The following is a 23,391-nucleotide window of genomic DNA, read 5'->3' as shown; positions in this document are numbered from 1 at the left end:
CACAGTCCTTTCTGTCCGAGTCCGCCGCGCGCCCGTGGGGTCGACCGCTCCCAGGCCGACGTGGGAGAGTCACCGGCGTGCGTCTGGACGGTGTCTCCTACCGCTACGGGCGGCGCGGCCCCTGGGTGCTGCGCGACGTCTCGGTCGATCTCCCGCCCGGCGGCACGGTGGTGGTGCTCGGCCGCAACGGCGTCGGCAAGTCGACGCTGCTGCAGCTCGCCGCCGGTGTGCTGCGCCCCAGCTCCGGCACTGTCCGCGAGCGACCCGGTCCGGTCGGCTGGGTCCCGGAGCGGTTCCCCGCCGACCAGCCGTTCACGGTCGACGGCTACCTCGCCGCGATGACCCGGCTGCACCCGGCCGTGGACCCGGCCGCCCCCGGCGCGTGGATCGACCGGCTCGGCCTGACCCCCTACCGCGGCACCCGCCTGGCCGAGCTGTCCAAAGGCACCGCACAGAAGGTCGGCCTCGCCCAGGCGCTGATCCCCGGGCCGAGGCTGCTGGTCCTCGACGAGCCCTGGGAAGGCCTCGACGCCGCCGCGCGCGACCTCGTGCCGGAGATCGTCGCCGAGGTCACCGCGGCCGGCGGCAGCGTGCTGGTCAGCGACCACCGCGGCGAGACGGGCCGCCTGCCGGGCGCGGTCACCTGGACCGTCGGCGGCGGCACCGTGACAGCCGGTGGGTCCGGCGAGCCGGCGGGGGAGACCGCCATCATCGAGATCGCCGTGCCGGCCGGCGAGGCCGAGGCGGCCGCGGCCGCGCTGCGGGCGGCCGGCCACGACGTGGTCGCGGTGCGGACCAAGGCGGGTGTCTGAAGATGGTGGCCCTGGTCCGGATGCGGCTGACCGCCTTCCTGCGCGGCGGTCGGGCGCTGCCCGGCCTGCTCGGCACGCTGGTCGTCGTCGGCATCATCTACGGCGGCGGGCGTTCCGCGGCGGCCGAGGCGTACGGCTTCTCCGCCGTCGCCCTCTTCCCGGTCATCGCCTGGCAGGCCAAGCTGCTGCTGGACACCGAGCCCGACGTGCAGCGCCGGCTCGCCGTGACGGCCGTCGGCCTGCGCCGGGAGGTCACCGCCGGGCTGCTCGCCGCCGCGGCCGTCGGGTTCGTGACCGTCGTGCTCGCGATGGTGCTGCCCTGGCTCTTCGGCGGGATCACCGGCCCGGCCGGCATCGTGCCGGGTCTCTGGGCCCACCTCGCCAGCCTGGTCGCGGCCGTCGGCCTGGGTGCGCTGGCCAGCCGACCGGTCACAAGATCGACGTTGTACGGGATAGCCGTCCTGGTCACCGGCTCGGTCCTGGCGATCGTCCTGGGTCTCGACGGCTCCGTCCTGCCCTGGCTGGCGCCACCCCTGATGGCCGCCGCCCGCCGCCTGGCCGACCAGCCGGGCAGCGCCTCCCTCGCCGCCCTGTCGGTGCAGGCCGTGCTCTGGGCCACCGTCGTGGTCGCGATCTACGCCCGGTTCCGCCGCACGCGGAGCTGATTTGGCGACGACGCACCGTGTCGCGTACTCTTCGATCCGAAGTTCCACCAGAGACCGCTGGTCATCGCGCCGCAAGGCGCGGTCGAAGGCCCCGCACCGCGGGCGGCCCGCGCAGGTTGGACGGATCGTGAGCCCGCGACCATGTCGCCCTCCCGCCCCGTGCGCCCTGCGCCGGGGCGTTTCGCTTTGCCGGGGCCGGCCAGCCTCGAGCATTTGGAAGGAGGGACATGGCGGACAAGCCGGTTCGGGCCGACAAGGCCACCGCCGTCGCCGAGCTCACCGAGCAGTTCCGTAGCTCCGGCGCCACCGTGCTGACCGAGTACCGCGGCCTGACGGTTTCGCAGCTGACCCAGCTGCGGCGCTCGCTGGGCAAGGAAGTCACCTACTCGGTCGCCAAGAACACGCTGGCCAAGCGGGCAGCGTCGGAGGCGGGTATCGACGGCCTCGAGCAGCTGTTCACCGGTCCTACCGCGCTCACCTTCGTCTCCGGCGACGTCGTGGAAGCGGCGAAGAGCCTTCGTGAGTTCGCGAAGGCCAACCCGCTTCTCGTCATCAAGGGCGGCGTTTTCGAGGGCAAGGCGATCACGGCCGCTGAGGTCAACCGCCTGGCCGACCTCGAGTCCCGCGAGGTGCTGCTGGCCAAGCTGGCCGGCGGCATGAAGGCCAACCTGGCCAAGGCCGCGGCCCTGTTCCAGGCGCCGCTGTCGAAGACCGTCCGCACGGTCGCCGCTCTGCAGGACAAGCGCGAGCAGGAAGGCGCACCGGCCGCCGACGCGGCCTGAGCGCATCACCGACCCACGATCTACCAAAAGAGGTTAGGAAACATGGCGAAGCTCAGCACCGACGAGCTGCTCGACGCGTTCAAGGAGATGACGCTGATCGAGCTCTCCGAGTTCGTGAAGCAGTTCGAGGAGACCTTCGACGTCAAGGCCGCCGCGCCCGTCGCGGTCGCCGCGGGCCCGGCCGCTGCCGGCGCGCCGGCCGAAGAGGCCGTGGAGCAGGACGAGTTCGACGTCATCCTCGAGGCTGACGGCGGCAAGAAGATCCAGGTCATCAAGGTCGTGCGCGAGCTGACCGGCCTGGGCCTCAAGGAGGCCAAGGACCTGGTCGAGGGCGCGCCGAAGGCCGTCGTCGAGAAGGTCAACAAGGAGACCGCGGAGAAGGCCAAGGCCAAGCTCGAGGCCGAGGGCGCCAAGGTCACCATGAAGTAAGTTCCACCCGCGTTCGACGGGCGGCGATTGGCGGACCACGGTCCCGGATCGCCGCCCGTCGGCGTACGCTGATATCGGATCTAGTTCAAAGACCTGGTCCGACCCGCGTCAGAACCCTTGACGCGGAGTGTGCTGACAGGCACGCTGACATCAGCAAGACCTTCCGCGCTTGCAACGGCCACCGGTTGGGTATGTGTCACATACCCGGCCAGAGGTGCAGAAGACGCGTTCCGAGCGTCCCGGTTGGTGCCCGTTTGGGTGCCCCGACGACACGCTCCGCGGCCTCCTGCGCTGTGGGCTGGACAGCGGTTAGCCGTTCGGCTACACTGCTAGTTTGCCGTGTCTTCCGTCTTTGACCCTGTCCGTAATGTCCATTGGACGTTTGCGGGTAGGGCCCGTCGGACTGCACGAACAACGGCCGTTCAGCAACACCGGTCCTCGGAAGGACGCATCTTGGCAGCTTCCCGCCCTGCGAAGACCAGTCGTACGTCGAGCGCTTTCGCTCCCCGCCGAATTTCCTTCGGCCGGATCACCGAACACCTCGAGGTCCCCAACCTCCTCGCCATCCAGACCGAGTCGTTTGACTGGCTGGTGGGCAATGAGGCATGGCAGGGCCGGTCGGCTGATGATCCGCACGCCCGCTCGGGTCTCGCAGAGATTCTCGATGAGATCAGTCCGATTGAAGACTTCTCTGGCACCATGTCCCTTTCCTTCTCTTCGCCGCGCTTCGACGAGGTAAAGGCCTCGATCGAGGAGTGCAAGGAGAAGGACCTCACCTACTGCGCGCCGCTCTTCGTGACCGCGGAGTTCACCAACAACACGACTGGCGAGATCAAGAGCCAGACCGTGTTCATGGGTGACTTCCCGATGATGACGCCCAAGGGCACGTTCATCATCAACGGCACCGAGCGGGTCGTGGTGAGCCAGCTCGTCCGGTCGCCGGGCGTCTACTTCGACAAGCAGCCGGACAAGACCTCCGACCGCGACCTCTCCAGCGTCAAGGTGATCCCGAGCCGGGGTGCCTGGCTGGAGTTCGACATCGACAAGCGCGACACCGTCGGCGTCCGCATCGACCGCAAGCGTCGGCAGGCCGTCACCGTCCTGCTGAAGGCGATCGGTTGGAGCAACGAGCAGATCCGTGAGCGGTTCGGCTGGTCCGAGCTCATGATGACCACGCTCGAGAAGGACCACATCGCCGGTGTGGACGAGGCGCTCCTCGACATCTACCGCAAGCTGCGGCCGGGTGAGCCGCCGACGCGGGAGAACGCGCAGACCCTGCTCGACAACCTCTTCTTCAACCCGAAGCGGTACGACGTCGCCAAGGTCGGTCGATACAAGTTCAACAAGAAGCTCGAGCTCGACGTCCCGATCAACAAGGGCACGCTGACCGAGGACGACATCGTCGCCACCGTGGAATACCTCTGCCGGCTGCACGCCGGTGAGGAGGGCTACGAGGCCGACGACATCGACCACTTCGGCAACCGGCGCCTGCGGACGGTTGGCGAGCTGATCCAGAACCAGGTTCGGGTCGGCCTGTCCCGCATGGAGCGCGTCGTCCGCGAGCGGATGACGACCCAGGACGTCGAGGCGATCACGCCGCAGACCCTGATCAACATCCGCCCCGTCGTGGCGGCGATCAAGGAGTTCTTCGGCACCTCGCAGCTCTCGCAGTTCATGGACCAGACCAACCCGCTGGCGGGTCTCACCCACCGGCGCCGGCTGAGCGCGCTCGGCCCGGGCGGTCTGTCCCGTGAGCGGGCGGGCTTCGAGGTCCGCGACGTGCACCCGTCCCACTACGGCCGGATGTGCCCGATCGAGACGCCGGAAGGCCCGAACATCGGCCTGATCGGTGCGCTCTCGACGTTCGGGCGGGTCAACCCGTTCGGCTTCATCGAGACGCCGTACCGCAAGGTCGAGGACGGCCGGGTCACCGACCAGATCGACTACCTGACCGCGGACGAAGAGGACCGTTACGTCAAGGCGCAGGCCAACGCCGTGCTCAAGGCCGACGGGACCTTCGCCGAGGACCGCGTCCTGGTTCGTCGAAAGGGCGGTGAGGTCGACTTCGTCGCCGGCGCCGCAGTCGACTACATGGACGTCTCGCCGCGGCAGATGGTCTCCGTCGCGACCGCGATGATCCCGTTCCTCGAGCACGACGACGCCAACCGGGCACTCATGGGCGCCAACATGCAGCGCCAGGCGGTGCCGCTGGTCAAGGCCGAGTCCCCGTTCGTCGGCACCGGCATGGAATACCGTGCCGCGGTCGACGCCGGCGACGTGGTCGTGGCCGAGGTCGGTGGCGTGGTCGAGGACCTGTGCGCCGACTACGTGACCGTGCACCAGGACGACGGCCACCGCCGTACGTACCTCCTGCACAAGTTCCGTCGGTCGAACTCCGGCTCCTGCGTCAACCAGAAGCCGGTGGTCTTCGAGGGCGACCGCGTCGAGGCCGGCCAGGTCATCGCCGACGGTCCGTGCACCGACGAGGGCGAGATGGCGCTCGGGCGCAACCTGCTCGTGGCGTTCATGCCCTGGGAGGGTCACAACTACGAGGACGCGATCATCCTGTCCCAGAAGCTGGTGCAGCAGGACACCCTCACCTCGATCCACATCGAGGAGCACGAGGTGGACGCCCGCGACACCAAGCTGGGGCCGGAGGAGATCACCCGCGACATCCCGAACGTCAGCGAGGAGATGCTCGCCGACCTCGACGAGCGGGGGATCATCCGGATCGGCGCCGAGGTCGTCACCGGCGACATCCTGGTCGGCAAGGTCACGCCCAAGGGCGAGACCGAGCTGACCCCGGAGGAGCGGCTGCTCCGCGCGATCTTCGGTGAGAAGGCGCGCGAGGTCCGGGACACCTCGCTGAAGGTGCCGCACGGCGAGACCGGCACGGTCATCGGCGTCCGGACCTTCTCCCGCGAGGACGGCGACGAGCTGCCCCCGGGCGTCAACGAGCTGGTCCGGGTCTACGTGGCACAGAAGCGCAAGATCCAGGACGGCGACAAGCTCGCCGGCCGCCACGGCAACAAGGGCGTCATCTCCAAGATCCTGCCGGTCGAGGACATGCCGTTCCTCGAGGACGGCACCCCGGTCGACATCGTGCTCAACCCGCTCGGCGTGCCGAGCCGGATGAACATCGGCCAGGTCCTGGAGACCCACCTCGGTTGGGTCGCCAAGACCGGTTGGAAGATCGATGGCGACGACGCCAAGTGGAAGACCGCGCTGAAGTCCATCGGTGCCGGCGAGTCCGTGCCGGACACCAACGTGGCCACGCCGGTCTTCGACGGTGCCAAGGAAGAGGAGATCACCGGCCTGCTCAGCAGCACCCTGCCGAACCGTGACGGGGTGCAGCTGGTCGGCGGCTCGGGCAAGGCGCAGCTGTTCGACGGTCGTTCCGGCGAGCCGCTGCCCGACCCGATCGCGGTCGGTTACATCTACATCCTGAAGCTGAACCACCTGGTCGACGACAAGATCCACGCTCGGTCGACCGGCCCGTACTCGATGATCACGCAGCAGCCGCTGGGTGGTAAGGCGCAGTTCGGTGGCCAGCGGTTCGGCGAGATGGAGTGCTGGGCGATGCAGGCCTACGGCGCGGCGTACGCGCTGCAGGAGCTGCTCACGATCAAGTCCGACGACGTCCTGGGCCGCGTGAAGGTCTACGAGGCGATCGTCAAGGGCGAGAACATCCCGGAGCCGGGCATCCCGGAGTCGTTCAAGGTGCTGCTCAAGGAGCTGCAGTCGCTGTGCCTCAACGTCGAGGTGCTCTCCAGCGACGGCGTCGCTCTCGAGATGCGCGAGACCGACGACGAGGTGTTCCGCGCCGCGGAGGAACTCGGCATCGACCTGTCCCGGCGTGAGCCGAGCAGCGTCGAGGAAGTGTGAGTAGGAGCCGGGGCCCCCGCCAGGGGTCCCGGCCCCCCGCCCGGTAGGTAAAGCAACGACAGACTCGAGGGACATAAATTGCTCGACGTCAACTTCTTCGACGAGCTGCGCATTGGCCTGGCCACGGCTGACGACATCCGTCAGTGGTCGCACGGCGAGGTCAAGAAGCCCGAGACGATCAACTACCGCACCCTGAAGCCGGAAAAGGACGGGCTCTTCTGCGAGAAGATCTTCGGTCCTCAGCGGGACTGGGAGTGCTACTGCGGTAAGTACAAGCGCGTCCGGTTCAAGGGCATCATCTGTGAGCGCTGCGGCGTCGAGGTGACCCGGTCCAAGGTCCGCCGTGAGCGGATGGGTCACATCGAGCTGGCCGCGTCCGTGACGCACATCTGGTACTTCAAGGGCGTGCCGAGCCGCCTCGGCTACCTGCTCGACCTCGCGCCCAAGGACCTCGAGAAGATCATCTACTTCGCGTCCTACGTCGTCACCGCCGTGGACACCGAGGCCCGCCACCGCGACCTGTCCACCATCGAGAACGAGATCCTCGCCGAGAAGCGGCAGTCCGAGAACAGCCGGGACTCCGCGGTCGAGGGTCGCGCCGCCAAGCTCGAGGCCGACCTGGCCGAGCTGGAGGCCGAGGGTGCCAAGGCCGACGTGCGCCGGAAGGTCAAGGAGGGCGGAGAGCGCGAGATGCGCCAGATCCGCGACCGGGCGCAGCGCGAGATCGACCGCCTCGACGAGGTGCTCGACACTTTCCGCAAGCTGGAGCCGAAGCAGCTGGTCACCGACGAGCTGCTCTACCGCGAGCTGCGCGACCGGTTCGGTGAGTACTTCACCGGCGGCATGGGCGCAGAGGCGATCAAGGCCCTGCTGGAGAACATGGACCTCGACGCCGAGGCCGACCTGCTGCGCGAGATCATCCGCAGCGGCAAGGGCCAGCGGAAGATCCGTGCGCTCAAGCGGCTCAAGGTGGTCGCGGCGTTCCTCAACACCCGCAACTCGCCGCTCGGCATGGTGCTCGACTGCGTTCCGGTGATCCCGCCGGACCTGCGGCCGATGGTCCAGCTCGACGGTGGCCGGTTCGCCACCAGCGACCTGAACGACCTGTACCGCCGGGTGATCAACCGGAACAACCGGCTCAAGCGCCTGATCGACCTGGGCGCGCCCGAGATCATCGTCAACAACGAGAAGCGGATGCTGCAGGAGGCCGTCGACGCGCTGTTCGACAACGGCCGCCGCGGCCGGCCGGTCACCGGCCCGGGTAACCGCCCGCTGAAGTCGCTGTCCGACATGCTCAAGGGCAAGCAGGGCCGGTTCCGGCAGAACCTGCTCGGCAAGCGCGTCGACTACTCCGGCCGTTCGGTCATCGTCGTCGGCCCGCAGCTCAAGCTCCACCAGTGCGGCCTGCCCAAGCAGATGGCGCTCGAGCTGTTCAAGCCGTTCGTGATGAAGCGGCTCGTCGACCTCAACCACGCACAGAACATCAAGTCCGCCAAGCGGATGGTCGAGCGCCAGCGCCCGGTCGTGTGGGACGTGCTCGAAGAGGTCATCGGCGAGCACCCGGTGCTGCTCAACCGCGCGCCGACGCTGCACCGCCTCGGCATCCAGGCCTTCGAGCCGCAGCTGGTCGAGGGCAAGGCGATCCAGATCCACCCGCTGGTCTGCACCGCCTTCAACGCCGACTTCGACGGTGACCAGATGGCGGTCCACGTGCCGCTGTCCGCCGAGGCCCAGGCCGAGGCGCGGATCCTGATGCTGTCGTCGAACAACATCCTCAAGCCGGCCGACGGCAAGCCCGTCACCATGCCCACCCAGGACATGGTCATCGGCCTCTACCACCTCACCCACTTCTCCCCGGAGGAGAAGGGCGCGGGCCGGGCGTTCAGCTCGGACGCCGAGGCGCGGATGGCGTTCGACAACGGCGAGCTGCACCTGCAGGCGCCGATCAAGGTCCGCCTCGAGAACGTGGTGGAGGTCGACAACGGTGCCGGCCAGCCCAAGTGGGAGGCCCCGGAGGAGTGGACGGCCGGTCAGCAGCTGACCGTCGACACCACCCTGGGCCGGATCCTGTTCAACGAGACCCTGCCTCCGGGCTACCGGTTCGTGAACTACGAGATCCGGCGGGGCCAGCTCTCGGCGATCGTCAACGACCTCGCCGAGCGGTTCCCGAAGGTGGCGCTGGCCGCGACCCTCGACGGGCTCAAGGAGGCCGGTTTCCACTGGGCCACCTGGTCCGGCGTGACGATCGGCATGGAGGACGTCATCCAGCCCCCGCGCAAGTGGGAGATCCTGGAGCGTTACGAGCGCGAGGCCGAGCAGATCGACAAGCAGTACCAGCGTGGTCTGATGACCGCGGAGGAGCGGCGTGGCGAGCTGATCGAGATCTGGACCAAGGCGACGAACGAGGTCGCCAAGGAGATGGAGACGGCACTCCCGCAGGAGAACCCGCTGTGGAAGATGATCAACTCGGGTGCTCGCGGTAACCTCCTCCAGCTCCGCCAGATCGCCGCGATCCGTGGCCTGGTGGCCAACCCGAAGGGCGAGATCATCCCGCGGCCGATCAAGGCCTCGTACCGGGAGGGTCTGTCCGTGCTGGAGTACTTCATCTCCACGCACGGTGCCCGTAAGGGTCTGGCCGACACCGCCCTGCGTACCGCCGACTCGGGTTACCTGACCCGTCGTCTGGTGGACGTCTCGCAGGACGTCATCATCCGCGAGGAGGACTGCGGCACCGACCGGGCGATCACCATGCAGGTCGGCACCACCGGTCCCGACGGCAAGCTGATGGTCCACGAGCACGCCGAGACCGGTGTGCACGCCCGGACGCTGGCCGACGACATCAAGGGTGCCGACGGCTCGCTCGTGGTCGAGCGGGGCGCCGACCTCAACTCGATCCTGGTCGACAAGCTCGTGGCCGCCGGTGTCGACACCGTGCGGGTGCGCAGCGTGCTGACCTGCGAGTCGAAGCTGGGCGTCTGCGCGGCCTGCTACGGCCGTTCGCTGCCGACCGGTAAGACCGTGGACGTCGGCGAGGCGGTCGGCATCATCGCCGCCCAGTCGATCGGTGAGCCGGGTACGCAGCTGACGATGCGTACCTTCCACACCGGTGGCGTCGCGGGTGAGGACATCACCCAGGGTCTGCCGCGTGTCCAGGAGATCTTCGAGGCCCGTGTCCCCAAGGGCAAGGCGCCTATCGCGGAGTCTCCCGGTCGCATCCGGATCGAGGACGGCGAGCGCTCGCGGAAGATCATCATCGTGCCGGACGACGGCAGCGACGAGATCGTCCACGACAAGGTGTCCCGCCGCGTCAAGCTCCGGGCGGCCGACGGTGCCCACGTCGAGGTGGGCGAGAAGCTCACCGAGGGCACCATCGACCCGCACGAGCTCCTGCGCATCCTCGGTCCGCGCGCGGTCCAGGTCCACCTGACCCACGAGGTCCAGGAGGTCTACCGCTCGCAGGGCGTGCTCATCCACGACAAGCACATCGAGATCATCATCCGCCAGATGCTCAAGCGGGTGACGGTCATCGACTCCGGCTCGACCGAGTTCCTGCCGGGTGTGCTGGTCGACCGGGCGCTGTTCGAGTCGGAGAACCGCCGGCTCGTGTCCGAGGGCGGCGAGCCCGCGGCCGGCCGTCCGGTGCTGATGGGCATCACCAAGGCCTCGCTGGCCACGGACTCCTGGCTGTCGGCGGCCTCCTTCCAGGAGACCACCCGGGTGCTGACGGACGCGGCGATCCACGCCCGCAGCGACTCGCTGATCGGCCTGAAGGAGAACGTGATCATCGGCAAGCTCATCCCGGCGGGTACGGGCATCAGCAAGTACCGCAACGTCCGGGTCGAGCCGACCGAGGAGGCGAAGGCCAAGGTCTACTCGATGACCGGGTACCCCGAGACCGACTACGGGTTCGGGCCGGCCAGCGGTCAGGCTGTTCCGCTCGACGACTTCGACTTCGGGTCTTACCGGTAGTCGCTGTCGTTCATCTCGGATCGGGCGCTCTCCCAGCTTGGGGAGGGCGCCCGTTTCGTTTGGTGCTCTCTGCTTTGGTGGGGTCTGTGTCTGCTCCGACTTTGGTTCTCGTCAGTGGGCCGCCCGGGAGCGGGAAGACGACGTTGGCGCATGCGTTGGCTTCCGCGGTGGGGTGTCCGGCTGTGTGTCGTGACGAGATCAAGGAGGGCATGGTTCATGGGATTCCGGACTATGTGCCCGCGCTCGGCGACGACGTGGCCTGGCGGGTCTACGAGACCTTCTTCGCCACTTTGCGGCTGCTGGTCGCTGCTGGGGTGACGGTCGTCGCCGAGGCTGCCTTTCAGGATCGGCTCTGGCGGCGGGGGGTGGAGCCGTTGTTGCCGCTGGCCGAGGTGAAGGTCGTCCAGTGTCAGGTCGGTGCCGATGTGGCCGCGCGGCGGGTGAGTGGGCGCAGGCGGTCGGCGCATGCCGACGGGCAGTGGGTCGTGGGGGAGTTCGAGCGCGTCGCGCTGGGTGTTCCGGAGATCAGGGTCGACACCACGGACGGGTACGTGCCGGGGATTGCTGCCATCGTCGGGTTCGTCAACGGGGGCGACGCCACCAGCGGCGGCCGTCGATGAGGCCCTCGAGATCGTGGATGCGTTCCGGCAGCCAGGCGGGTGTCTCCGGCTGGTCCAGTGCCTTGCGGAGGTCTTCCGCGATGAAGGCGGCGTCGCGGAGCTCGCAGGCGGCCCGCAGTTCTGCTCTGTCCGTGGCGGTCGTGTTCGCGATGGCGTCCAGGGCCAGGTGCAGGTGGGGGCCGCTGGTGACGGCCAGGAGAGTCCAGTCGTCCGCGGGCTCGCCGTAGCGGGCTCGTTCGAAGTCCAGCAGGGTGACGGTTTCGTCGTCGGCCAGCCAGTTGTCCCAGTCGCAGTCCGCGTGGACCGGGACGTCGTAGCGCGCGTGCGGTGGGGCGTCCGCGGCGATCGCCCGCAAGCCGGTGAGCAGGTGGCGGGACAGGTTCGTGGCGGCGAGGCGGTCGAGCTCGGCGGTCAGGGCGTCGCGGCTCACGAAACCCTCGTGCACGGGTGATCCGCGCAGGGTGTCCGCGGGCTCGTCGACGGGTTTCCACGTGTGCAGCTCGTGCAGGCGCTGGACGGCCTGCTCCGCCCACCGGCCGGCCGTGGCGGCGTCGACGTCGGGCAGGCCGATGCCGGGGCATGTGCCGGCCACGCGGGTGAAGCAGGCGTAGCGGACGGCGCAGGTGCCCAGCGGCTCCCGTCCGTCGGCGATCAGCGGGGCGCCGAGGCCGGTCGGGAGGTGCGGCGCCAACGCGATCTCCCGGTCCAGTCGGGTGTGGCCGCCGGCGTCGACCAGTTTCACGACGACGTCGCGTCCGATGTAGACGTAGTGCGACATGCTCGCCGCGGTCACCATGGTGCCGGGGTCGCAGCCCGTGATCTTCGCGGCGATCGCGTGCGCCGTCTCCCGCGCGCGGTCGAGGTCCTGCGGCGTGGCGTCGAGCCGGCGTGGCAGCGGCTTGTCCTGATCCATCGACCCTCCCTCGTGTGGCGCAGATGCTAGGGGTCGAGTGAAGAGCGCGCGGGCGCGACGGCGACCTCAGGACGCCGGTGCGGTGGTGGATCGCGCCGCGGATAGGTACCCATTCACCCGGCCCGATGCGGCGGGTGGCGCCGGCGCCAGGGGCCGGGGAGGGACACCCGGGTGTCGGGATCGACCGTCGTCTTGTGTGATCCGGGTCACGTCGGGTCAGTAGAACTCGTCGAGCAGGCGGTAGAAGGCGATCTTGGCCGGGTCCGGGTGGGTGCGGCCGTAGGCCGCCAGCAGGGCCGCCGCCGCGGCCGGTGACCAGCGGGCGGTGAGGTTTCTGGTCGCGATGGCCAGGTCGTTGTGGCGGTCGGCCACGCCCAGGCGGGAGACGTCGACCACGCCCGTCGGGCGGCCCTGCTCGTCGACCAGGATGTTCGGCAGGCACGGGTCGCCGTGGCCGACGACCAGGTCCTCCCCGTCCTGCGGGCGCGTGCGGTGCAGCTCGTGCAGCAGGTGGGTCGCGGACCACCCGGACCGGGCCGGGTCCAGGGCGGTCAGGTCGACCGTGCCGGCCCGGGCGTTCGCCTCCGCCTGCGCGATCGTGGTGCGCAGGGGCCGGTCGAAGGGGCAGTCCGCGACCGGCAGCTCGTGGAGGGTGCGGAGCAGCGCACCGATGGCCGGGGCCAGGTCGGGGGAGCCGGCCGCGGCGGGGCGGCCGGGCAGGGCGCGGGTGACCAGCCGGCCCGGTGCGTGTTCGAGCACCTCCGGGCAGGGAAAGCCCTGCGCGGCGAGCCAGGTCAGCCGGTTGGCCTCCGCGGCGATCTCCGCGGGATCGCCCTCCTTGCGGTAGGCGTCGGGGCCGCGCCAGACGTGGGCGCCCGACTTGCCGGTGGTCACCGGTAGCCATTTGGTCACGTGGTCATCGTGGGCGGATAGGGTCAGGTTCGTGCAACCCACGGAGGCGCTGCGGCATCCGCTCGATCCAGATCCGGTGCGGTCGACCAAGGCCGTCGCGGTGTTCGGGCTCGGGCTGCTCGCGGCCGTCACCGGTGTGTTCGTCGGCGGCATCGTGCCCGCCACCATCGCACTGCTGATCGCCCGCCAGGCGCGCCGCGAGGCGTACGCCTCGCGTGGCTTTCTGACCGGCAGCGGCTGGCTGCACCGTGGTGAGCGGCTCGCCTGGATCGGCCTCATGCTCGGCATCGCCACCGTCGTGATCCTGACCGTGATCGGCATCCTCAACTCGGCCAACCCGGCCGGCGTGCAGGACTTCGGCCCCGGCGTCGACTGAAGGCGGGACGAAACCTCGGCGAACTCTGCGCCGGGGTGGATGACCCGGCATGGCATGCTCGTGGGCGTGGCGCAGCCTGGCGGACCGTCGTACCCCCATCAACCCCCGAGACCCCTCTCCGTGCCGCCTCCGACGGACGCGCAGCAGCGGGCCCGGCGGGTTGACCCGGTGGCGGGCACGGCGTTCGGCGTCGTCCACCTCGAGGTGCCGCCGGCGACGTCCGGGCTGGCCATCGGCAGCCTGGTCGCGGGCATCGCCTCGATCGTCGTCTCCCTGGTCGTGCTCTGCTTCGGCCTGGTCGGCGCCGACAGCGGCTGGGGTGCCTGGGCCGCGGGAGCGTTCGCCGTGCTGGCCGGCGCGGCCGGTGTGGCCGGTGTGGCGCTCGGTGTCCTCGGGCGGCGGCAGATCAGCCAGGTCGGGCCGGCAGCGTCGATGCGGTTCCAGGGCCGGGGGCTGGCCACCTCGGGTGTGGTCTGCGGGATCGTCGGGCTGGCGATCGCCTTGATCGCGTTCTTCGCCGCGCTGGCCCTCCAGTTGGCGGTGTAAGCGGTCCTTCCGGGCAAAGCGCCTGGCTCGGCAGTAGCCCGGGGTAGCGGCTACAATTGACCGAGATAGGGGCCGACCGCGGTCGTCACAGGGGTTTTGACCTGCGCGCTCGCGATGGGTACTCTTTCCTTTCGTGCCCGGGCTCGCCCGGGCAATCCGTGCGTGCGCGCACCGTTCTGGCCAGGCAGCGACAAGCCGCCGAGTGCGTGAGCACGAACAATGGCAGAAAACCCGGGCTCGCGTCAGCGCGCACGGGGACCGTGGAGAGGCCGACACGCCCGACCGCGGGTACCGGGAGAACCTGGCCCGGTTGGAGTGTTGGAGAACCGTCCACCCGGGCGGTTGAGGCGACGGCGCGGCCGCGGGAGAGCGGCCGAAGGGAGCGGAAAACCCGGTGCCAACGATCCAGCAGCTGGTCCGCAAGGGCCGGCAGGCGAAGACGAGCAAGACGAAGACCCCGGCGCTGAAGGGCAGCCCTCAGCGGCGCGGTGTGTGCACCCGCGTGTACACCACCACCCCGAAGAAGCCGAACTCGGCGCTGCGCAAGGTCGCCCGCGTCAAGCTCAGCAGCCAGATCGAGGTGACCGCCTACATCCCCGGCGTCGGCCACAACCTCCAGGAGCACTCGATCGTGCTCGTGCGTGGCGGCCGCGTGAAGGACCTTCCCGGCGTGCGTTACAAGATCGTGCGCGGCTCGCTCGACACCCAGGGTGTCCGCAACCGCAAGCAGGCCCGCAGCCGCTACGGCGCCAAGAAGGAGAAGAGCTGATATGCCGCGTAAGGGACCCGCTCCGCGCCGTCCGCTGGTCGCGGACCCGGTTTACAACTCCCCGCTGGTGACCCAGCTGGTCAACAAGATCCTGCTGCGCGGCAAGCGGCAGCTCGCCGAGCGCATCGTGTACGGCGCGCTCGAGGGCGCCCGTGAGAAGAGCGGCGGCACCGACCCCGTCGTCATCCTCAAGCGGGCGATGGACAACGTGAAGCCGGCCATCGAGGTGAAGAGCCGCCGTGTCGGTGGCGCCACCTACCAGGTGCCGATCGAGGTGCGCGCGCCCCGCCAGACCACGCTCGGTCTGCGCTGGCTGGTGCAGTACTCGAAGGCCCGCCGGGAGAAGACCATGGTCGAGCGCCTCATGAACGAGCTGCTCGACGCCAGCAACGGCCTCGGTGCCGCGGTGAAGCGACGCGAGGACACGCACAAGATGGCGGAGTCCAACAAGGCCTTCGCTCACTACCGGTGGTAACCACCCACCGAACGACGACGAAGAGGGATTGAAGTGGCCGCCGCAGACGCGCTCGCCAAGGTACGCAACATCGGCATCATGGCGCATATCGACGCTGGTAAGACCACGACCACCGAGCGGATCCTGTTCTACACCGGCATCACGTACAAGATCGGTGAGGTCCACGAGGGCGCTGCCGTCATGGACTGGATGGAGCAGGAGCAGGAGCGGGGCATCACGATCACTTCGGCTGCGACGAAGTGTGAGTGGAAGGGCCACACGATCCAGATCATCGACACGCCCGGCCACGTCGACTTCACGGTCGAGGTCGAGCGGTCGCTGCGCGTCCTGGACGGCGCGGTCGCGGTCTACGACGGTGTCGCCGGCGTGGAGCCGCAGACCGAGAACGTCTGGCGTCAGGCGGACAAGTACAACGTTCCGCGGATGTGCTTCGTCAACAAGCTCGACCGGACCGGTGCCGACTTCTTCCGCTGCGTGCAGATGATGATCGACCGGCTCAACGCGACTCCGCTGGTCCTGCAGATCCCGATCGGTAGCGAGGCCGACTTCATCGGCGTCGTCGACCTGATCGGGATGCGCGCGCTCACCTGGCGTGGCGAGACCCAGAAGGGTGAGGACTACGCGGTCGAGGAGATCCCGGCCGAGCTCGCCGACCAGGCCGCCGAGTGGCGCGAGAAGCTCATCGAGACCCTCGCGGACGTCGACGACACCATCACCGAGAAGTACCTCGAGGGTGACGAGCTCACCGTCGAGGACCTCAAGGCCGGCATCCGCCGCGCCACGATCGCGGGCAAGGCCAACCCGGTGCTGACCGGTTCGGCCTTCAAGAACAAGGGCGTCCAGCCCATGCTCGACGCGGTCGTGGACTACCTGCCCTCGCCGCTGGACATCCCGGCCGTCGAGGGTGTGGCGACCGACGGTGAGACCCCGCTCCAGCGCAAGCCGTCGAACACGGAGCCGTTCTCGGCGCTCGCGTTCAAGATCCAGACGGACAAGCACCTGGGCAAGCTCACCTACGTCCGGGTCTACTCCGGCACGATCGACTCCGGTTCGCAGGTCATCAACTCGACCAAGGACCGCAAGGAGCGGATCGGCAAGATCTACCAGATGCACGCCAACAAGCGCGAAGAGCGCGGGACGGCGCAGGCTGGCGACATCATCGCCGTGCAGGGTCTCAAGCAGACCACCACCGGCGACACGCTGTCGGACCCGGCGAACGCGGTCATCCTGGAGTCGATGACGTTCCCGGAGCCGGTCATCCAGGTCGCGATCGAGCCGAAGACCAAGTCCGACCAGGAGAAGCTGGGCACCGCGATCCAGCGCCTGGCGGAGGAGGACCCGACCTTCCGCGTCTTCAACGACGAGGAGACCGGGCAGACGGTCATCGCCGGCATGGGCGAGCTGCACCTCGACATCCTGGTCGACCGGATGCGGCGCGAGTTCAACGTCGAGGCCAACATCGGCAAGCCGCAGGTGGCCTACCGCGAGACCATCCGCCGCAAGGTGGAGAAGGTCGAGTACACCCACAAGAAGCAGACGGGTGGCTCCGGCCAGTACGCGCGGGTGATCATCAGCCTCGAGCCGTTGCCGCTCGACAACGACGCACCGACCTACGAGTTCGCCAACGCGGTCACCGGTGGCCGGATCCCGAGGGAGTTCATCCCCTCCGTGGACGCCGGCGCCCAGGACGCCATGCAGTACGGCATCCTGGCCGGCTACCCGCTGGTCGGCGTCAAGCTGACGCTGGTCGACGGCCAGTACCACGAGGTCGACTCGTCGGAAATGGCGTTCAAGATCGCCGGTTCGATGGCGCTCAAGGAAGCGGCCCGCAAGGCCGACCCGGCGCTGCTCGAGCCGATGATGTCGGTCGAGGTCACCACGCCCGAGGAGAACATGGGCGACGTGATCGGCGACCTGAACTCCCGCCGCGGCATCATCCAGGCGATGGAGGAGCGCTCCGGCGCTCGCGTCGTCCGGGCCCTGGTGCCGCTGTCGGAGATGTTCGGCTACGTCGGTGACCTGCGGTCCAAGACCCAGGGCCGGGCGAGCTACAGCATGCAGTTCGACTCCTACGCCGAGGTTCCGCAGAACGTCGCGAAGGAGATCATCGCCAAGGCAACCGGCGAATAGCTGTGTGAGGGTGCTGGGACTTCATCGTCCCAGCACCCACAAAGTGGACAGTGTCGTCGGTGCCGTAGGGTGCCGAGGACGCACGGAACAAGAAGTCCTTGAGGAGGACACCAGTGGCGAAGGCGAAGTTCGAGCGGACTAAGCCGCACGTCAACATCGGCACCATTGGTCACATCGACCACGGGAAGACGACGCTGACCGCGGCCATCACCAAGGTCCTGCACGACCGGTACCCGGACGTGAACCCTTACACGCCGTTCGACGAGATCGACAAGGCGCCGGAGGAGAAGGCCCGCGGTATCACGATCTCGATCGCGCACGTCGAGTACCAGACCGAGGCGCGGCACTACGCGCACGTCGACTGCCCCGGTCACGCCGACTACATCAAGAACATGATCACCGGTGCCGCGCAGATGGACGGCGCGATCCTGGTGGTCGCGGCGACCGACGGCCCGATGCCGCAGACCCGCGAGCACGTGCTGCTGGCTCGCCAGGTCGGCGTTCCGTACATCGTCGTGGCGCTCAACAAGAGCGACATGGTCGACGACGAGGAGCTGCTCGAGCTGGTCGAGCTCGAGGTCCGCGAGCTGCTGTCGGCCCAGGAGTACCCGGGCGACGACCTGCCGGTCGTGCGCGTCTCGGCGCTCAAGGCCCTCGAGGGTGACCCCGAGTGGACCGACAAGCTCATGGAGCTGATGAACGCGGTCGACACCGCGATCCCGCAGCCCGAGCGTGAGACCGAGAAGCCGTTCCTCATGCCCATCGAGGACGTCTTCACGATCACCGGTCGTGGCACGGTCGTGACCGGTCGCGCGGAGCGCGGCGTCCTCAAGCCCAACGAGGAGGTGGAGATCGTCGGCATCAAGGAGAAGTCGATGAAGACGGTCTGCACCGGCATCGAGATGTTCCGCAAGCTGCTCGACGAGGCCCGTGCGGGCGAGAACGTCGGTCTGCTGCTGCGCGGCATCAAGCGCGAGGACGTCGAGCGCGGCATGGTGGTCGTGAAGCCGGGCACCTCGACCCCGCACACGGAGTTCGAGGCGACGGTCTACATCCTCTCCAAGGAGGAGGGCGGCCGGCACACCCCGTTCTTCCAGAACTACCGTCCGCAGTTCTACTTCCGGACCACGGACGTCACCGGCGTCGTCACGCTGCCTGAGGGCACCGAGATGGTCATGCCGGGCGACAACACCACGATGACCGTCAAGCTGATCCAGCCCATCGCCATGGACGAGAACCTCAAGTTCGCGATCCGTGAGGGTGGCCGTACGGTCGGCGCCGGTCGCGTCACGAAGATCATCAAGTAAATCAGGTAACCCCGATTAGACCTGCCGGAGGCGATCCGGCATACTAGTCAGGTTGCGTACGCGACGGGTGGCTGCTTGCCCCTGGGCTTGCAGCCACCCTCGCGCGTGGCGCCTCGTTTTAGAGGTGCCCGGCCCCCGATAGGACACCGCCGCTTTGCGGCGGAGCCTGGCCACAGGGCGCGACACGCCCGACCGCGGGGGTCGGAGGAGTGGGGTCAAACCCACGACAAGAGCGGCATCGAGAGAAGGAACAGAAGCCACCATGGCGGGACAGAAGATCCGCATCCGGCTCAAGGCCTACGACCACGAGGTCGTCGACTCGTCGGCGCGCAAGATCGTCGAGACGGTGACCCGCACCGGGGCGCAGGTCGCGGGCCCGGTGCCGCTGCCCACGGAGATCAACCGTTTCTGCGTCATCCGCTCGCCGCACAAGTACAAGGACTCGCGCGAGCACTTCGAGATGCGCACGCACAAGCGGCTGATCGACATCATCGACCCGACGCCGAAGACGGTCGACTCGCTGATGCGCCTCGACCTGCCGGCCGGTGTCGACATCGAGATCAAGCTGTAGGGACTGCGAACTCATGGACAGGCAAGTGAAGGGCATCCTGGGCGCCAAGCTCGGCATGACCCAGGTCTGGGACAACAACCGCGTCGTCCCGGTCACCGTGGTCCAGGCCGGCCCCTGCGTCGTGACCCAGGTCCGCACCGGTGACAAGGACGGCTACTCGGCCGTGCAGCTCGCCTACGGCGCGATCGACCCGCGCAAGGCCAACAAGCCGAAGGCCGGTCACTACGCGAAGGCCGGCGTCGCGCCGCGACGGCACATCGTCGAGCTGCGCACGACCGACGCGAGCGACTACGAGCCCGGCCAGGAGGTCACCGTCGACGCGTTCGCGCCCGGCGCGACGATCGACGTGACCGGCCGCACCAAGGGCAAGGGCTTCGCCGGCGTCATGAAGCGGCACGGCTTCCACGGCCTGCGCGCGAGCCACGGTGTCGAGCGCAAGCACCGCTCGCCCGGCTCCATCGGCGCCTGCGCGACCCCGGGTCGCGTCTTCAAGGGCGTGCGGATGGCCGGCCGCATGGGCGGACGCCGCTACACCGTGCAGAACCTGACCGTCCAGGCGGTCGACACCGAGAACAACCTGCTGCTCGTGAAGGGCGCCATCCCGGGCCCCAAGGGCGCGCTGATCCTGGTCCGCTCCGCGGCCAAGACGCTGGCCACGAAGGGTGGTGCGTGATGACCTCGGTCGACGTGATCACCGTCGACGGTGGCAAGGGCGGCTCGGTCGAGCTGCCGGGCGACATCTTCGACGTGCAGGCGAACATCCCGCTGATGCACCAGGTCGTGGTGGCCCAGCTGGCCGCCGCCCGGGCGGGCACGCACAAGGCCAAGACCCGCGGCGAGGTTCGCGGTGGCGGCAAGAAGCCCTACAAGCAGAAGGGCACCGGCCGCGCCCGGCAGGGCTCGCTGCGCGCACCGCAGTTCACCGGCGGTGGCGTGGTGCACGGCCCGGTCCCGCGTGACTACAGCCAGCGGACCCCCAAGAAGATGAAGGCCGCCGCCCTGCGTGGCGCCCTCTCCGACCGGGCGCGCTCCGGCCAGGTGCACGTCGTCGACGCGTTCGTCTCCGGTGAGACGCCGTCGACCAAGGGCGCCCTGACCACGCTGGCCAAGATCACCGAGGCCAAGCGCGTGCTCGTCGTGCTCACCGCGAGCGACGAGCTCAACTGGCTCTCGCTGCGCAACGAGCCGCGGGTGCACCTGATCGAGGCCGGCCAGCTCAACACGTACGACGTGTTGGTGGCCGACGACGTGGTCTTCACCAAGGACGCCCTGGAGGACTTCCTGGGCGTGCCGGCCGAGGCCGCGCAGGAGGAGAACTGATGGCGACCATCGCGGATCCGCGCGACATCATCGTCGCGCCGATCGTCTCGGAGAAGAGCTACAGCGAGCTGAACCGCAACTGGTACACGTTCCTCGTGCACCCGGATGCGAACAAGACGCAGATCAAGATCGCTATCCAGCAGATCTTCAACGTCCGCGTCCTGACCGTCAACACGCTCAACCGTGAGGGCAAGCGCAAGCGCACCCGCACCGGTTGGGGCAAGCGCAAGGACACCAAGCGCGCGATGGTGAAGCTGGCTGAGGGCGACCGCATCGAGGCCTTCGGCGGCCCGGTCAGCTGAGGGGTATAGACAATGGCTATCCGTAAGTACAAGCCGACGACGCCGGGCCGGCGTGGCTCCAGCGTCGCCGACTTCGCTGAGATCACCCGGTCGACGCCGGAGAAGTCGCTGCTGGCCCCGCTGCCGAAGAAGGGCGGGCGCAACGCTCACGGCCGGATCACCACCCGGCACCAGGGCGGCGGCCACAAGCGTCAGTACCGGATCATCGACTTCAAGCGGGTTGACAAGGACGGCGTGCCGGCCAAGGTCGCGCACATCGAGTACGACCCGAACCGCACCGCGCGGATCGCGCTGCTGCACTACGCCGACGGCGAGAAGCGCTACATCATCGCGCCGAAGGACCTGAAGCAGGGCGACGCGGTCGAGTCCGGCCCGACGGCCGACATCAAGCCCGGCAACAACCTGCCGCTGCGCAACATCCCGGTCGGCACCCAGGTGCACGGCGTGGAGCTGCGTCCCGGCGGCGGCGCCAAGCTGGCCCGCTCGGCCGGCGTCGGCATCCAGCTGCTCGGCCGCGAGGGCCAGTACGCGACGCTGCGGATGCCCTCGGGCGAGATCCGCCGGGTCGACGTGCGCTGCCGCGCGACCGTCGGCGAGATCGGCAACGCCGACCAGTCGAACATCAACTGGGGCAAGGCCGGCCGCATGCGGTGGAAGGGCAAGCGCCCGACCGTCCGTGGTGTCGCGATGAACCCGATCGACCACCCGCACGGTGGTGGTGAGGGCAAGACGTCCGGTGGTCGCCACCCGGTCAACCCGTGGGGTAAGCCCGAGGGCCGCACCCGTCGCAAGGGCCAGGAGAGCGACAAGCTGATCGTCCGCCGTCGTTACGCCAACCGGAAGCGGGGTTAACCGCAGATGCCACGCAGCCTCAAGAAGGGCCCGTTCGTCGACGACCACCTGATCAAGAAGGTGGAGACGCAGAACGACAAGGGTTCCAAGAACGTCATCAAGACCTGGTCGCGCCGTTCCACGATCATCCCCGAGATGCTCGGGCACACGATCGCCGTGCACGACGGCCGCAAGCACGTCCCGGTGTTCGTCACCGAGGCGATGGTCGGGCACAAGCTCGGCGAGTTCGCGCTGACCCGCACGTTCAAGGGTCACGAGAAGGACGACCGGAAGAGCCGCCGCCGCTGACGCGGTGCAGATAGAGGATCAGAGGGGTTACAGCGATGCCAGTCAAGGGCGACGCTCCGGCGCTTCCGGGCGCGCGGGCGGTTGCGCGCCACGTGCGCATCTCGCCGAACAAGGCGCGCCGAGTGGTCAACCTCGTCCGCGGTCTGCCCGCGAAGGAGGCGCTCACGGTGCTCCAGTTCGCTCCGCAGTCGGCGAGCGAGCAGGTCTACAAGGTGCTCGCCAGCGCGATCGCCAACGCGGAGAACAACGAGCGGCTGGACCCCGACGCGTTGCTCGTCAGCGAGGCGTTCGTCGACGAGGGCCCGACCATGAAGCGGTTCCGGCCGCGGGCCCAGGGCCGCGCGTACCGGATCCGCAAGCGCACCTGCCACATCACCGTGGCGGTCGAGGCCGTGGCTCCGGCACAGCGTCCGGGCAAGAAGGCCGCGCCGGCCAAGAAGGCCGCCAAGGCCGCGCCGGCGACGGAGGCCACGGAGGAGACCACCGAGGCGACCGCGGCCGAGGAGCAGCCGGCGCCGGCGAAGAAGGCCGCTAAGAAGGCCACCAAGGCCACGAAGGCGACCAAGGCCACGAAGGCGACGGAGACCAAGGCGACGGCGTCCTCGCAGGGCGAGAACGTCAAGGCGGACGAGACCGCCGAGGAGGGGACCGAGTAATGGGTCAGAAGGTTCACCCGCACGGGTTCCGGCTCGGCATCTCGACCGACTGGAAGTCCCGCTGGTACGCGGACAAGCTCTACAAGGACTACATCGCGGAGGACGTCAAGATCCGCCGGATGATGTCCAAGGGCCTGGAGCGCGCGGGCATTTCCAAGGTCGACATCGAGCGCACCCGCGACCGGGTCCGCGTCGACATCCACACCGCCCGGCCGGGCATCGTCATCGGCCGTAAGGGTGCGGAGGCCGACCGGATCCGCGGCGAGCTCGAGAAGCTCACCGGCAAGCAGGTGCAGCTCAACATCCTCGAGGTGAAGAGCCCCGAGTCCGACGCTCAGCTCGTCGCGCAGGGCGTGGCCGAGCAGCTGTCGAGCCGGGTCAGCTTCCGCCGGGCGATGCGCAAGGCCATGCAGTCGGCGATGAAGAACCCGGTCGTCAAGGGCATCCGGGTGCAGGTCTCCGGCCGCCTCGGCGGCGCCGAGATGAGCCGCACCGAGTTCTACCGCGAGGGTCGGGTCCCGCTGCACACGCTGCGCGCGAACATCGAGTACGGGTTCTTCGAGGCCCGCACCACGTTCGGCCGCATCGGCGTGAAGGTCTGGATCTACAAGGGCGACGCCGTTCCGGGCCGGGAGGCTCCGGCCGAGGCCGGCGCGCCGCGTCCCCGCCGCGAGCGGGGCGACCGTCCCGAGCGTCCGCGCCGCGGCCGTTCCGGCTCGTCCGGCACGACTGCCGGCGGCACCGAGGCCGGTCGGGCAGCCCAGCAGGCTGCCCAGGCCGAGGCCGCCGGTGGCGCTCCCGCGGCGCCGGCC

Annotated in this window: 22 protein-coding genes and 1 pseudogene; 21 read left to right on the top strand and 2 right to left on the bottom strand. The window is 68.9% G+C overall.

The genetic code is table 11. From position 1 onward, the window contains the following. Window positions 1–77: 77 nt before the first annotated feature. From AB0H87_RS08575 to AB0H87_RS08545, 7 genes are all read left to right on the top strand, one after another. Window positions 78–812: an ABC transporter ATP-binding protein gene (locus AB0H87_RS08575; RefSeq protein ID WP_360141746.1), complete on the top strand. Its 735-nt coding sequence runs from the start codon at window positions 78–80 to the stop codon at window positions 810–812. A 2-nt stretch (window positions 813–814) separates the two neighbouring features. Continuing rightward, complete coding sequence (locus tag AB0H87_RS08570) at window positions 815–1,477, top strand: hypothetical protein (protein ID WP_360141744.1); 663 nt, start codon at window positions 815–817, stop codon at window positions 1,475–1,477. A 227-nt stretch (window positions 1,478–1,704) separates the two neighbouring features. Then, window positions 1,705–2,259: a 50S ribosomal protein L10 gene (gene rplJ / locus AB0H87_RS08565; protein ID WP_360141742.1), complete on the top strand. Its 555-nt coding sequence runs from the start codon at window positions 1,705–1,707 to the stop codon at window positions 2,257–2,259. Between the two features lie 42 nt (window positions 2,260–2,301). After that, entirely contained in the window at window positions 2,302–2,688 is a 387-nt protein-coding gene (rplL, locus tag AB0H87_RS08560) for a 50S ribosomal protein L7/L12 (protein WP_360141739.1), read from the top strand. Between the two features lie 453 nt (window positions 2,689–3,141). Continuing rightward, window positions 3,142–6,573, top strand: coding sequence for a DNA-directed RNA polymerase subunit beta (locus tag AB0H87_RS08555; RefSeq protein WP_360141737.1), 3,432 nt, complete (start codon window positions 3,142–3,144; stop codon window positions 6,571–6,573). A gap of 78 nt (window positions 6,574–6,651) precedes the next feature. Beyond that, a complete protein-coding gene (locus tag AB0H87_RS08550) occupies window positions 6,652–10,542 on the top strand; it encodes a DNA-directed RNA polymerase subunit beta' (protein WP_360141735.1) in 3,891 nt (1,296 codons plus the stop codon). A gap of 62 nt (window positions 10,543–10,604) precedes the next feature. Continuing rightward, on the top strand, window positions 10,605–11,162 hold the full coding sequence (locus AB0H87_RS08545; RefSeq protein WP_360141733.1) for an AAA family ATPase: 558 nt from the start codon (window positions 10,605–10,607) through the stop codon (window positions 11,160–11,162). Here AB0H87_RS08545 and AB0H87_RS08540 read toward each other — a convergent pair. Both AB0H87_RS08540 and AB0H87_RS08535 read right to left on the bottom strand, forming a co-directional pair. Beyond that, a complete protein-coding gene (locus AB0H87_RS08540) occupies window positions 11,125–12,075 on the bottom strand; it encodes a hypothetical protein (protein ID WP_360141731.1) in 951 nt (316 codons plus the stop codon). The two genes, AB0H87_RS08545 and AB0H87_RS08540, sit on opposite strands and share 38 nt — an antisense overlap. Before the next feature lie 216 nt (window positions 12,076–12,291). Then, window positions 12,292–12,987 carry an APH(3') family aminoglycoside O-phosphotransferase gene (locus tag AB0H87_RS08535; RefSeq protein ID WP_360141729.1) on the bottom strand — a complete coding sequence of 232 codons (696 nt, stop codon included), beginning with the start codon at window positions 12,985–12,987 and terminating at the stop codon, window positions 12,292–12,294. A 31-nt stretch (window positions 12,988–13,018) separates the two neighbouring features. Between AB0H87_RS08535 and AB0H87_RS08530 the strand changes: the two genes are divergently transcribed. From AB0H87_RS08530 to rpsC, 14 genes and pseudogenes are all read left to right on the top strand, one after another. After that, window positions 13,019–13,363, top strand: coding sequence for a hypothetical protein (locus AB0H87_RS08530; protein ID WP_360141727.1), 345 nt, complete (start codon window positions 13,019–13,021; stop codon window positions 13,361–13,363). A 120-nt stretch (window positions 13,364–13,483) separates the two neighbouring features. Next, window positions 13,484–13,909, top strand: coding sequence for a hypothetical protein (locus AB0H87_RS08525; protein ID WP_360141725.1), 426 nt, complete (start codon window positions 13,484–13,486; stop codon window positions 13,907–13,909). Window positions 13,910–14,303: 394 nt separating this feature from the next. Then, on the top strand, window positions 14,304–14,678 hold the full coding sequence (rpsL, locus tag AB0H87_RS08520; RefSeq protein WP_014440718.1) for a 30S ribosomal protein S12: 375 nt from the start codon (window positions 14,304–14,306) through the stop codon (window positions 14,676–14,678). Between the two features lies 1 nt (window position 14,679). After that, window positions 14,680–15,153 (top strand): 30S ribosomal protein S7, encoded by a 474-nt coding sequence (gene rpsG, locus AB0H87_RS08515; protein WP_203700023.1) that lies wholly within the window; start codon window positions 14,680–14,682, stop codon window positions 15,151–15,153. Between the two features lie 33 nt (window positions 15,154–15,186). After that, on the top strand, window positions 15,187–17,283 hold the full coding sequence (gene fusA / locus AB0H87_RS08510) for an elongation factor G (protein ID WP_360141722.1): 2,097 nt from the start codon (window positions 15,187–15,189) through the stop codon (window positions 17,281–17,283). A gap of 113 nt (window positions 17,284–17,396) precedes the next feature. Next, window positions 17,397–18,590 (top strand): elongation factor Tu, encoded by a 1,194-nt coding sequence (gene tuf / locus AB0H87_RS08505; RefSeq protein WP_278079229.1) that lies wholly within the window; start codon window positions 17,397–17,399, stop codon window positions 18,588–18,590. Window positions 18,591–18,852: 262 nt separating this feature from the next. Then, window positions 18,853–19,161, top strand: a complete 309-nt coding sequence (gene rpsJ, locus AB0H87_RS08500) for a 30S ribosomal protein S10 (protein ID WP_007073037.1) — start codon at window positions 18,853–18,855, stop codon at window positions 19,159–19,161. A 13-nt stretch (window positions 19,162–19,174) separates the two neighbouring features. Beyond that, window positions 19,175–19,834 (top strand): 50S ribosomal protein L3, encoded by a 660-nt coding sequence (gene rplC, locus AB0H87_RS08495; RefSeq protein ID WP_360141719.1) that lies wholly within the window; start codon window positions 19,175–19,177, stop codon window positions 19,832–19,834. Continuing rightward, window positions 19,834–20,481, top strand: a complete 648-nt coding sequence (rplD, locus tag AB0H87_RS08490) for a 50S ribosomal protein L4 (protein WP_360141717.1) — start codon at window positions 19,834–19,836, stop codon at window positions 20,479–20,481. The genes rplC and rplD overlap by 1 nt, the downstream gene beginning before the upstream one ends. After that, window positions 20,481–20,783 carry a 50S ribosomal protein L23 gene (rplW, locus tag AB0H87_RS08485; protein ID WP_089244865.1) on the top strand — a complete coding sequence of 101 codons (303 nt, stop codon included), beginning with the start codon at window positions 20,481–20,483 and terminating at the stop codon, window positions 20,781–20,783. The genes rplD and rplW overlap by 1 nt, the downstream gene beginning before the upstream one ends. Window positions 20,784–20,795: 12 nt before the next feature. Further along, window positions 20,796–21,635: a 50S ribosomal protein L2 gene (rplB, locus tag AB0H87_RS08480; RefSeq protein WP_360141715.1), complete on the top strand. Its 840-nt coding sequence runs from the start codon at window positions 20,796–20,798 to the stop codon at window positions 21,633–21,635. 6 nt (window positions 21,636–21,641) lie between these two features. Beyond that, complete coding sequence (gene rpsS / locus AB0H87_RS08475; protein ID WP_046567212.1) at window positions 21,642–21,923, top strand: 30S ribosomal protein S19; 282 nt, start codon at window positions 21,642–21,644, stop codon at window positions 21,921–21,923. 35 nt (window positions 21,924–21,958) lie between these two features. Beyond that, window positions 21,959–22,393 (top strand): annotated as a pseudogene (gene rplV, locus AB0H87_RS08470) (50S ribosomal protein L22); the annotation flags it as partial. Window positions 22,394–22,578: 185 nt separating this feature from the next. Next, the coding region (gene rpsC / locus AB0H87_RS08465) for a 30S ribosomal protein S3 (protein ID WP_360141712.1) at window positions 22,579–23,391 on the top strand (813 nt) is incomplete at its 3' end.

The organism is Asanoa sp. NPDC050611 (genome assembly GCF_040654855.1).
In the GTDB taxonomy this organism is placed as follows: Bacteria; Actinomycetota; Actinomycetes; order Mycobacteriales; family Micromonosporaceae; genus Asanoa.
This window is presented reverse-complemented; position numbering and strand designations above follow the sequence as displayed.

What these genes read in the sequence shown, in the direction of transcription:
- AB0H87_RS08570 (WP_360141744.1), top strand. Translation starts at nt 815, where the DNA reads ATGGTGGCCCTGGTCCGGATGCGGCTGACCGCCTTCCTGCGCGGCGGT.
- rplJ (WP_360141742.1), top strand. Translation starts at nt 1,705, where the DNA reads ATGGCGGACAAGCCGGTTCGGGCCGACAAGGCCACCGCCGTCGCCGAG.
- rplL (WP_360141739.1), top strand. Translation starts at nt 2,302, where the DNA reads ATGGCGAAGCTCAGCACCGACGAGCTGCTCGACGCGTTCAAGGAGATG.
- AB0H87_RS08540 (WP_360141731.1), bottom strand. Translation starts at nt 12,075, where the DNA reads ATGGATCAGGACAAGCCGCTGCCACGCCGGCTCGACGCCACGCCGCAG.
- rpsG (WP_203700023.1), top strand. Translation starts at nt 14,680, where the DNA reads ATGCCGCGTAAGGGACCCGCTCCGCGCCGTCCGCTGGTCGCGGACCCG.
- rpsJ (WP_007073037.1), top strand. Translation starts at nt 18,853, where the DNA reads ATGGCGGGACAGAAGATCCGCATCCGGCTCAAGGCCTACGACCACGAG.
- rplC (WP_360141719.1), top strand. Translation starts at nt 19,175, where the DNA reads ATGGACAGGCAAGTGAAGGGCATCCTGGGCGCCAAGCTCGGCATGACC.
- rplD (WP_360141717.1), top strand. Translation starts at nt 19,834, where the DNA reads ATGACCTCGGTCGACGTGATCACCGTCGACGGTGGCAAGGGCGGCTCG.
- rplW (WP_089244865.1), top strand. Translation starts at nt 20,481, where the DNA reads ATGGCGACCATCGCGGATCCGCGCGACATCATCGTCGCGCCGATCGTC.
- rplB (WP_360141715.1), top strand. Translation starts at nt 20,796, where the DNA reads ATGGCTATCCGTAAGTACAAGCCGACGACGCCGGGCCGGCGTGGCTCC.
- rpsS (WP_046567212.1), top strand. Translation starts at nt 21,642, where the DNA reads ATGCCACGCAGCCTCAAGAAGGGCCCGTTCGTCGACGACCACCTGATC.